The sequence below is a fragment of the Streptomyces sp. NPDC054813 genome (assembly GCF_053611365.1).
The window spans coordinates 695703-704018 of record NZ_JBSHAF010000001.1; the positions used below are offsets into that span (position 1 = coordinate 695703).

An 8316-nucleotide genomic window follows, 5' to 3' on the forward strand; every position below is an offset into this window, starting at 1 on the left:
GCCCCCTCCCGGTGTCACCGAGCGGTTGCCGCGGCCGGTGCCGGTGCGTAGCCGGTCGGGCGGGTGGTGAAGGTGCCTCGACCCTGGGAGCGGCCGCGCAGCCGGGTCGCGTAGCCGAAGAGTTCGGCCAGCGGCACGGTGGCGGTCAGCACCGCCGACCCGCCCCGGACCGCCGAGCCGGTGACCCGGCCGCGCCGCGCGGACAGGTCGCCCAGCACCCCGCCCACCGCGTCCTCGGGCACGGTGACCGTGACCTCGGCGACCGGCTCCAGCAGGAGCATCGCGCAGCCGCGCAGGGCCTCCCGAAGACCCAGCCTGCCCGCCGTGCGGAACGCCGTGTCGGAGGAGTCCTTCACGTGCGTCGAGCCGTCGGTGAGGGTGACCCGGAGCCCGGTGACCGGATGCCCGCCGAGGGGGCCCTCGGTGAGCGCGTCCAGGCAGCCGGCCTCGACCGCACGGACGTACTCCTGGGGCACCCGGCCGCCGACGACCGCCGACCGGAACACGAAGCCCGCCTCGTGCTCCAGCGGTTCGACGTCCAGGACGACATGCGCGAACTGCCCGGCGCCGCCGGTCTGATGGACATGCCGGTGGACGAAGCCGGTCACCCCGCGTGCCACGGTCTCCCTGAGGGCGACCCGCGGCCGGCCCACCGCGACCTCGGGGCCGCCGTCCCCGCGGATCTTCGCCACGGCGACCTCCAGGTGCAGTTCGCCCATCCCGGACAGCACGGTCTGCCCGGTCTCCGGGTCGGTGCGCACCACCAGCGAGGGGTCCTCCTCGGCCAGCCGGGCCAGCGCCTGGGCCAGCCGGCCGGTGTCGGTACGGAGGCGGGCCTCGACGGCGACGGACACCACCGGTTCCGGGGCGAGGGGCGGCTCCAGGAGCAGCGGGGCGTCCGGCGTGCACAGCGTGGAGCCGGGGCGGGCCGACTTCGGTCCGACGACGGCGACGATGTCACCGGCCACCGCGCGGTCGACGGGTTCGTGGCGCCCGGCCATGACGCGCAGGATGCGGGCGACGCGTTCGGTGCGGCGGGTCGTGGGGTCCCACACGGTGTCTCCTTTCTCGATCGTGCCCGAGTAGACGCGGACATGGGTGAGGCGTCCGGTGGGCGTCGCGGTCACCTTGAACGCGAGCGCCGCGAACGGCCCTTCGGGGTCGGCGGCCCGCCGCCGCTCGGCGCCCTCGTGGGTGCCGCGTACGGCGGGGACGTCGAGCGGCGAGGGCAGATAGGCCACGGCCGCGTCCAGCAGCGGTTCGATGCCCCGGTTGCGGTAGGCCGAGCCGCACAGGACGACGACGCCCTCGCCGGTCAGGGTGAGGTCGCGCAGGGCGGAGCGCAGTGTGCCGTCGGACAGCCGGCCGGCCGGCGCGCAGAACTCCTCCAGCGCGGCCGGGTGCAGTGCGGCCACCGTCTCCTCCAGCGCGCGCCGCCGGCGGCCCGCCTCCGCCCGCAGCCCGTCGGGGACCGGTCCCGGCACCGCCGTACCGCCGTCGTCCGGCCAGACCAGCGCACGCATGCGCACGAGGTCGACGACGCCGGTGAAGCCGTCCTCCGCGCCGATGGGCAGCTGGACGACGAGCGGGGCCGGGTGCAGCCGGGTGCGGATCGACTCGACGGCTCCGTCGAGGCCGGCGCCCGCACGGTCCAGCTTGTTGACGAAGGCGATCCGGGGGACGCCGTGCCGGTCGGCCTGCCGCCACACCGACTCGCTCTGCGGCTCCACGCCGGCCACCGCGTCGAACACGGCGATCGCGCCGTCGAGGACACGCAGGGAGCGTTCGACCTCGTCGGCGAAGTCGACATGGCCGGGAGTGTCGATGAGGTTGACGCGGTGGCCGTCCCAGGCGCAGCTGACGGCCGCGGCGAAGATGGTGATGCCGCGGTCGCGTTCCTGGGGGTCGAAATCGGTGACCGTGGTGCCGTCGTGCACCTCGCCGCGTTTGTGGATGGTGCCGGTGGCGAAGAGGATGCGTTCGGTGACGGTGGTCTTTCCGGCGTCGACGTGGGCGAGGATGCCCAGGTTGCGAACGGTCGCAAGGGAGTTGACGGAGTTCGGGTGGAGTTCGGCGCGCATGGCCCGTTGCCTTTCGAATGCGGTCCCGGGACGGGACCCGGAATGGGCAGCGCAATTTCCGTGCCGCGAAGTTCACCGAGTCACAACTGACGGAACGTCAATTCATGGGCATATGCCAGATGTTGCGGAGCCCGGTCGGGCGTCACGGAGTCCGGTACCGGCCGCGCAGCGGGTACCGGAGAGACGGGGACACGAGGATCACCTCGTAGCGGGAACGGGAAGAGACGGCAGTCGCGCGGTCGCGCATGGGCCCTCTCCCCTCATCGTGCGAACTCGTCACGGTAAAGCGCCGTGACCGCCTTCCGCGGCTACGGTGCGTGATACGGAGCGAGTGTAGGCAGGGGACGCCGGACACGGCACGCGCTTTTCCGACCAGGGGACTTGCGCTTCCCGGAGATACCGGTTCGTTCCCTTTTCACCGCCCCTCGGGGAAAGGGGCGACTCGCCGTCCCGACATTTTCCGGACATTCACGCGGCCGGCATCCATAACCCCGCCGCCCCGGAAGGCGCTTTCCGGTTCGGCGAACGACGTGGAGCAGGCCCATCGGAGGAGAACGCCGCAACTCCAGCGATTGGCCGAAAAACGCGCTTTACGGCTCCCAGCGGGACATCGGGACGCTCATCCCCTCACCGGTCCTTCCGACTCGGGAAAGGACGTCCGGAACGCCCCGGATGCGCATCGTCGCGGGTGGCACGCGGAACGCGCCGGTAACTTCCGACCCGGCCGGAGTTGATGTGGAACATGTGTGGATATTCGGTGAAGCGCCGCCTGTGGCTGAGAAATTAGGATCGCGCACCGGGTTCCGGCAGGGCATGCAAAGGCCGGAAAGCACCCCGTCCCGGTGGCCGGTGGATGCTCCACCACTCGACGAACAGGCCTAATCTGATCGGCGAGCAGACCGAATGCGTACGGCAAGTGGACGGATTGGACTGGATTGGACACGCAAAAGACGCGGAGAGCGCCGTTCGCCGCGCTGCGCCGGGGCACTGCGATGCCGGTCGCCGCGCAGGTGCTCATCGTGGGGACGCTGTTCTCCCGTCTCGGAGACACCCTCGCCTCGCTGGGGCTGGTGCTGAACGCGGCGGACCGGGACTTCCGCTTCGGGGTGACCGAGGTGATGCTCGCCGAGCTCATCCCCACGGTGCTCGCGGCACCGCTGATCGGCTCCGTGGTGGACCGGTTCAGCGCGCGCACGGTGTGTCTGTGGGCGCTGCTGGCCCAGTCGCTGTCCCTCGCCGCGGCCACCGCCGTCGGCGGGTTCCATGTGCGGGTCGCGCTGATCGCGCTGTCCTCCCTGGCCGGAGTGGCCTCGGTGGCCGCCGGGTTCAAGATGCTGCCCGCGGTCGCCGGTGACCGGTACACGAGCCGGGCGAACAGCCTGCTGATGGCCGGAATGTCCGTGGCGGGGCTGCTCGGGCCCGCGCTGGCCGGCTTCCTCAACTCCCGGTGGGGCACCGGTGTGCTCCTGGGGGCGGACGCCGTGTCCTTCCTCGTGCTCGCGGGCTGCACCCTGGTGGCAGTGCCGAGCTCCGTGGACGTGGTGATCGGCCGCCGCCCCGCCACGAAGCTCGGGGACGGCTACCGGGCTCTGCGCGACGCCCCGGTGGTGGGCACGCTGATGCCCGCGCTGGCGGCGGCGATGCTGGCCACCAGCATCGAGAACGTCGCCGGCGTCTTCTACCTGCGCGACGTCGTCAACGGCAACGACACCGTCTTCGGCCTCTTCCTGGCCACCTGGGCCCTGGGGTCCGTCCCCGGTGCCCTGCTCGCGGGCCGCGCGGGCTGGTCGGACCGGCACACCCTGCTGATCGTCGGCGGCATCACCGGCATCGGCCTGGGCCTGCTCCTCACCGGTCTGATCCCGGTCGCCGCGGTGATCTTCCCGCTGTTCCTGATCGCGGGCTTCGGCAACGGCGCGTGCAACGTCGGTCTGCGCAACGCGGTGCACTCGCGGGTACCGGCCGAGGTGCACGGCAGCGCCTGGGCCTGCTTCCAGGCACTGTCCCGCAGTTGCATCGGCCTCGGCTATCTGCTGGGCACCCCGAACCACCTGGTGTCCAGCCAGGGCCAGGTGATCATCTCGGGTGTCATCCCGCTGGCCGCCATGGCGTGGGCGGGCCTGGTCTTCGTCCGGCGCGGCGAGCACACCGTGACGGAGCCCTCGGCCTGAGCGTCCGACCGGCCGGTCGGACAGCAACCGGGATCGAACGACGGCGTATTCGCCAGTCTTTCGATCCCGGACAGCCGCCCGGCCATCGCCCGTCATCTCCCGTCCGCCCGCCCACGGGCCCTGCTGGGTAGCGTCGTCGCCGTTTGGACCATCGACCCGGGAAGGCCCCATGTCCATGCAGGATGACACTCCGTCACAAGAAGCGGCCGGACAGAGCAGGCGTGGTTTTCTCCGCAACGCGGCGCTGGCCGGTGCGGGCGCGGCAACCGTGGGCGCGGCCACGCTCGGCGGCACACCCGCGTACGCCGAGGACACCGCCGCCGGCAGGACCGGCACCTGGAGACCGGATCCGACCGCCCTCCGGTTCACCCTCGCGGTGATGCCGGACACCCAGTTCCTCTACTGGGGCAGCCAGGACAGCGTCGACCGGACGCCGCAGGAGGAGTCGTTCCGCTACGTCATCGGCAACAGCGGCAAGGCCTCCGACGACAACATCGTGTTCATGGCCCACCTCGGCGACCTGACCCAGGACGCGGACCCGTCCTCGTTCCAGCAGGTCGACAAGGCCTTCGACCTGCTGGACGCGCACGGCGCCGCCTACAGCGTGCTGGCCGGCAACCACGACGTGAGCGGCGACGACAGCCGCGGCGACACCGCGTACCTGCGGACCATGGGCCCGCAGCGGTTCAAGCGCGCGAAGACGTTCGCCGGGGCGGACGCGACCGGCTACAACACCGCGCACGTCTTCGAGGCCGCCGGCCGCTCCTGGCTGCTGCTGGCCCTGGACTGGCGGACCAGCGAGCAGGGCTTCGCCTGGGCCGACGGCGTGATCAAGGCACACCCGAAGCTGCCGGTGATCCTCACGACGCACGACCTCGTCTACTCGAACTACGATGACAACGTTTTCCCGTACGAGTCCGGTGACCCGGAGGACAACGCCGTACTCTCCGACTACGGCCGCACGGTCTGGGACCGGCTGATCAACGACAACGACCAGATCTTCCTCACCCTCAACGGCCACTACTGGCCGCCCGCGCGTACGACCGCGAAGAACGCCGCCGGCAACGAGGTGCACCTGCACATCACCAACTACCAGAACCGCTACTTCGGCGGTGGCGGCATGATCCGGCTGTACCACTTCGACCTGGCCCGGAACACGATCGACGTCGAGACGGTCAACCCCTGGATCCTGGCCCAGAAGCCGGAGTCCCGCACCGAACTGGCGGCCCAGCACGCCCGGATCACCGGCCCGGTCGACAACTTCTCGATGCCGATCGACTTCGCCGAGCGGTTCGCCGGCTTCGCCCCGGTGCCGGTCCGGCCGGCCCGTCCGGCCGCCCGGGAGCTGGTGAAGGGCACGCTGGCGTACTGGCGCTTCGACGGGCAGGGCGCGCCCGGCACCGCGCTCACCGCCGGCCAGACCGTGCCCGACCTGTCCGGCAAGGGCAACGACCTGACGGTGGTGACCCTGCCGGGCACCGCCGCCTCCGCGCTGACCTGGTCCGACGACCACCACCCCGACCAGCCCGCACACGCCAGCCTGACGTTCGCGGGCGGCCGGAACCCGCTGCACGGCTCGTATCTGACCACCGGGGCGAGGGCTCCGCTGAACGCCGAGACGTTCACGTCCGGGTACACCATCGAGACGTTCGTGCGGATGCCGCTGGACTGGGACGCCGGCCGCAACGGCTGGGCGTCGATACTCAGCCGCCGGGGTTCGGCCGCGGACGCCGGCAAGCACGGCAGGAACACCGACCCCGGCGAGCCCGTGCTCCAGCTCGCCATCTCGAACAACGGCCGCGAGCCCCAGTTCAACCACTACCCGCTCAACGACACCTACCCGACCACCAACTGGGGCCACGGCCTGGTGGAGCTCAAGTGGTGGCACCTGGCGGTGGTCAACGACGGCCGCCACACGAAGCTGTACGTCGAGGGCGCGCCGGTCGTCGACAACCCGAAGCGCCTTTCGGTCGGCCTCACTTCGCTCGGGCTGCCCTGGCTGGTGGGCGGCCACGAGTACGCGGGCAGCGTCGACATCGTGTTCCACGGCGGCATCGGTGACATCCGGATTGTCAACCGCCCGCTGTCCGGGGACGAGTTCCTGACCGCGAAGTAGCGCGGTGGCCCCGTCTCCGGCCCGGCCACCCGCCTGCCGGAGACGGGCGACGCGCGTCTTGGCAGAGCCTTTGGTCTAGTCCTCTTGACGGCGGAGACCTCGGGGAGTTTGGTATGTACCAATACCTCTCCGGGCCCATCCCCCACCTCTCCGCCCTCCCCGGGCATCCCGAAAGGGCCAATGTCATGCACCTGGCAAGACTCGCGGCTTCCGCGTTCGCCCTAGCCCTCACGGCCACCGGCGCCGCCGTCGCACTGGCCCCCGCCGGCAACGCCGCGGCGGGCAGCGTCTACTCCGTGGCTCCGTACGTCGACATGTCGAACGGCCAGGAAGGCCTGCTCGACACCGCCATCACCGGCCACCACCTCAAGGCCTACACGGCGGCCTTCGTCCTCGGCGTGGGCTGCAACCAGATCTGGGGCGACACCCTCCCCATCGGCAACGACTCCTACACCGACCCGGAGATCGCCAGGGCGAAGGCCGAGGGCGCCTCCGTGATCATCTCCTCCGGCGGGGCGAGCGGCGAACCGCTCGCGTGGACCTGCTCGAACCAGAGCAGCATCGACGCCGGATACCAGGCCATCATCAACGACTACGGCGTCACCCAGCTCGACTTCGACGTCGAGGGCGCCGCCGTGGCCGACACCGCGGCCACGGCCCGTCAGATGCAGGCGATGAAGGACCTCAAGGCGTCCAACCCGGGCCTCCAGTTCTCCATGACCCTGCCGGTGCTGACGAGCGGGCTGACCGGCGACGGCGTCAACATCCTCAAGGCCGCCAAGAACGCCGGCGTCAAGATCGACGTCGTCAACATCATGACCATGGACTACTACGCCGGCACCGGCACCGAGATGGGCCAGGCCGCCCTCTCCGCGGCCCGCGCCACGCTGGCACAGATGCAGTCCGTCGACTCCGGCTACGGCTACGCCAACCTCGGCATCACCCCGATGATCGGCAAGAACGACGACGGGTCCACCTTCACCCTGGCCGACGCCCAGACGGTGGAGAGCTTCGCCGCGCAGAACGGCGTCGGGCGGCTGGCGTTCTGGTCGGCCAACCGGGACCAGCCGTGCAGCGGCAGCGCCAACTCACTGTCCACGTGCAGTGAGATCAGCCAGAACCCGCTCGCCTTCACCGACGCGTTCGTGCCCTACGAGGGCAGTTCGGGCGGCGGCGGAGGCACCACCACCGACTTCTCCCTGGCCCTGTCGCCCGGCTCCGCGTCGGTCGCCCAGGGAGGTTCGGCGACCGCGACCGTCTCCACCGCCGTCACCTCCGGAAGCGCCGAGTCCGTCGCTCTGTCCGCGTCCGGCGCGCCCTCCGGGGTCGGCGTCTCCTTCAGCCCGGGTTCCGTGACCTCCGGGGGCAGTTCGACGCTGACGGCGACGGTCGGCTCGTCGGTGGCCGCGGGCAGCTACCCGATCACCGTCACCGGCACCGCCGCGAGCGGCAGCCACAGCGCGACCTACACGCTCACAGTCACCTCCTCCGGCGGCGGAGGCGGCGGCGGGGGCTCGCTGACCAACGCGGGCTTCGAGACCGGCAGTCCGAGCCCGTGGACCTGCACCGGCGGCAGCTCGGTCGTCTCCAGCCCCGTCCACAGCGGCAGCCACAGCCTCCAGGTCACGCCGAGCTCCAGCGGCACCGGCGAATGCGACCAGACCGTCACCCTCTCCCCCAACCACGCCTACACGCTCTCCGGTTGGGTGCAGGGCCCGTACGCCTACGTCGGTGTCAGCGGCGGTGCCACCGCGAGCACCTGGTCGAACAGCAGCAGCTGGAACCAGCTCAAGGTCAGCTTCACCACCGGCAGCAGCGGAACGGTCACCGTCTACGTCCACGGCTGGTACGGCCAGGCCGCCGTCGACGCCGACGACTTCAGCCTCGCCTGAGCGAAGTCCGCGCGCAGGAGGGGCGCGGTGGTCCGGCGCCCGGCCGGGCCGAGTAC

4 protein-coding genes are annotated in these 8316 nt (G+C 71.2%); 3 read left to right on the forward strand and 1 reads right to left on the reverse strand.

Annotation, left to right across the window (positions count from 1 at the left end; all coding sequences use genetic code 11):
* Positions 1 to 14: 14 nt before the first annotated feature.
* Complete coding sequence (gene fusA, locus ACWGJB_RS03000; RefSeq protein WP_453378505.1) at positions 15 to 2081, reverse strand: elongation factor G; 2067 nt, start codon at positions 2079 to 2081, stop codon at positions 15 to 17.
* Between the two features lie 935 nt (positions 2082 to 3016).
* On the opposite strand from fusA, the gene ACWGJB_RS03005 reads away from it, so the two are divergent.
* The 3 genes from ACWGJB_RS03005 (at position 3017) to ACWGJB_RS03015 (ending at position 8260) form a co-directional block, all read left to right on the forward strand.
* Positions 3017 to 4252, forward strand: coding sequence for an MFS transporter (locus ACWGJB_RS03005; RefSeq protein WP_453378506.1), 1236 nt, complete (start codon positions 3017 to 3019; stop codon positions 4250 to 4252).
* Between the two features lie 169 nt (positions 4253 to 4421).
* On the forward strand, positions 4422 to 6368 hold the full coding sequence (locus ACWGJB_RS03010; protein ID WP_453378507.1) for a LamG-like jellyroll fold domain-containing protein: 1947 nt from the start codon (positions 4422 to 4424) through the stop codon (positions 6366 to 6368).
* 185 nt (positions 6369 to 6553) lie between these two features.
* A complete protein-coding gene (locus ACWGJB_RS03015) occupies positions 6554 to 8260 on the forward strand; it encodes a carbohydrate binding domain-containing protein (protein WP_453378508.1) in 1707 nt (568 codons plus the stop codon).
* Positions 8261 to 8316: the final 56 nt, after the last annotated feature.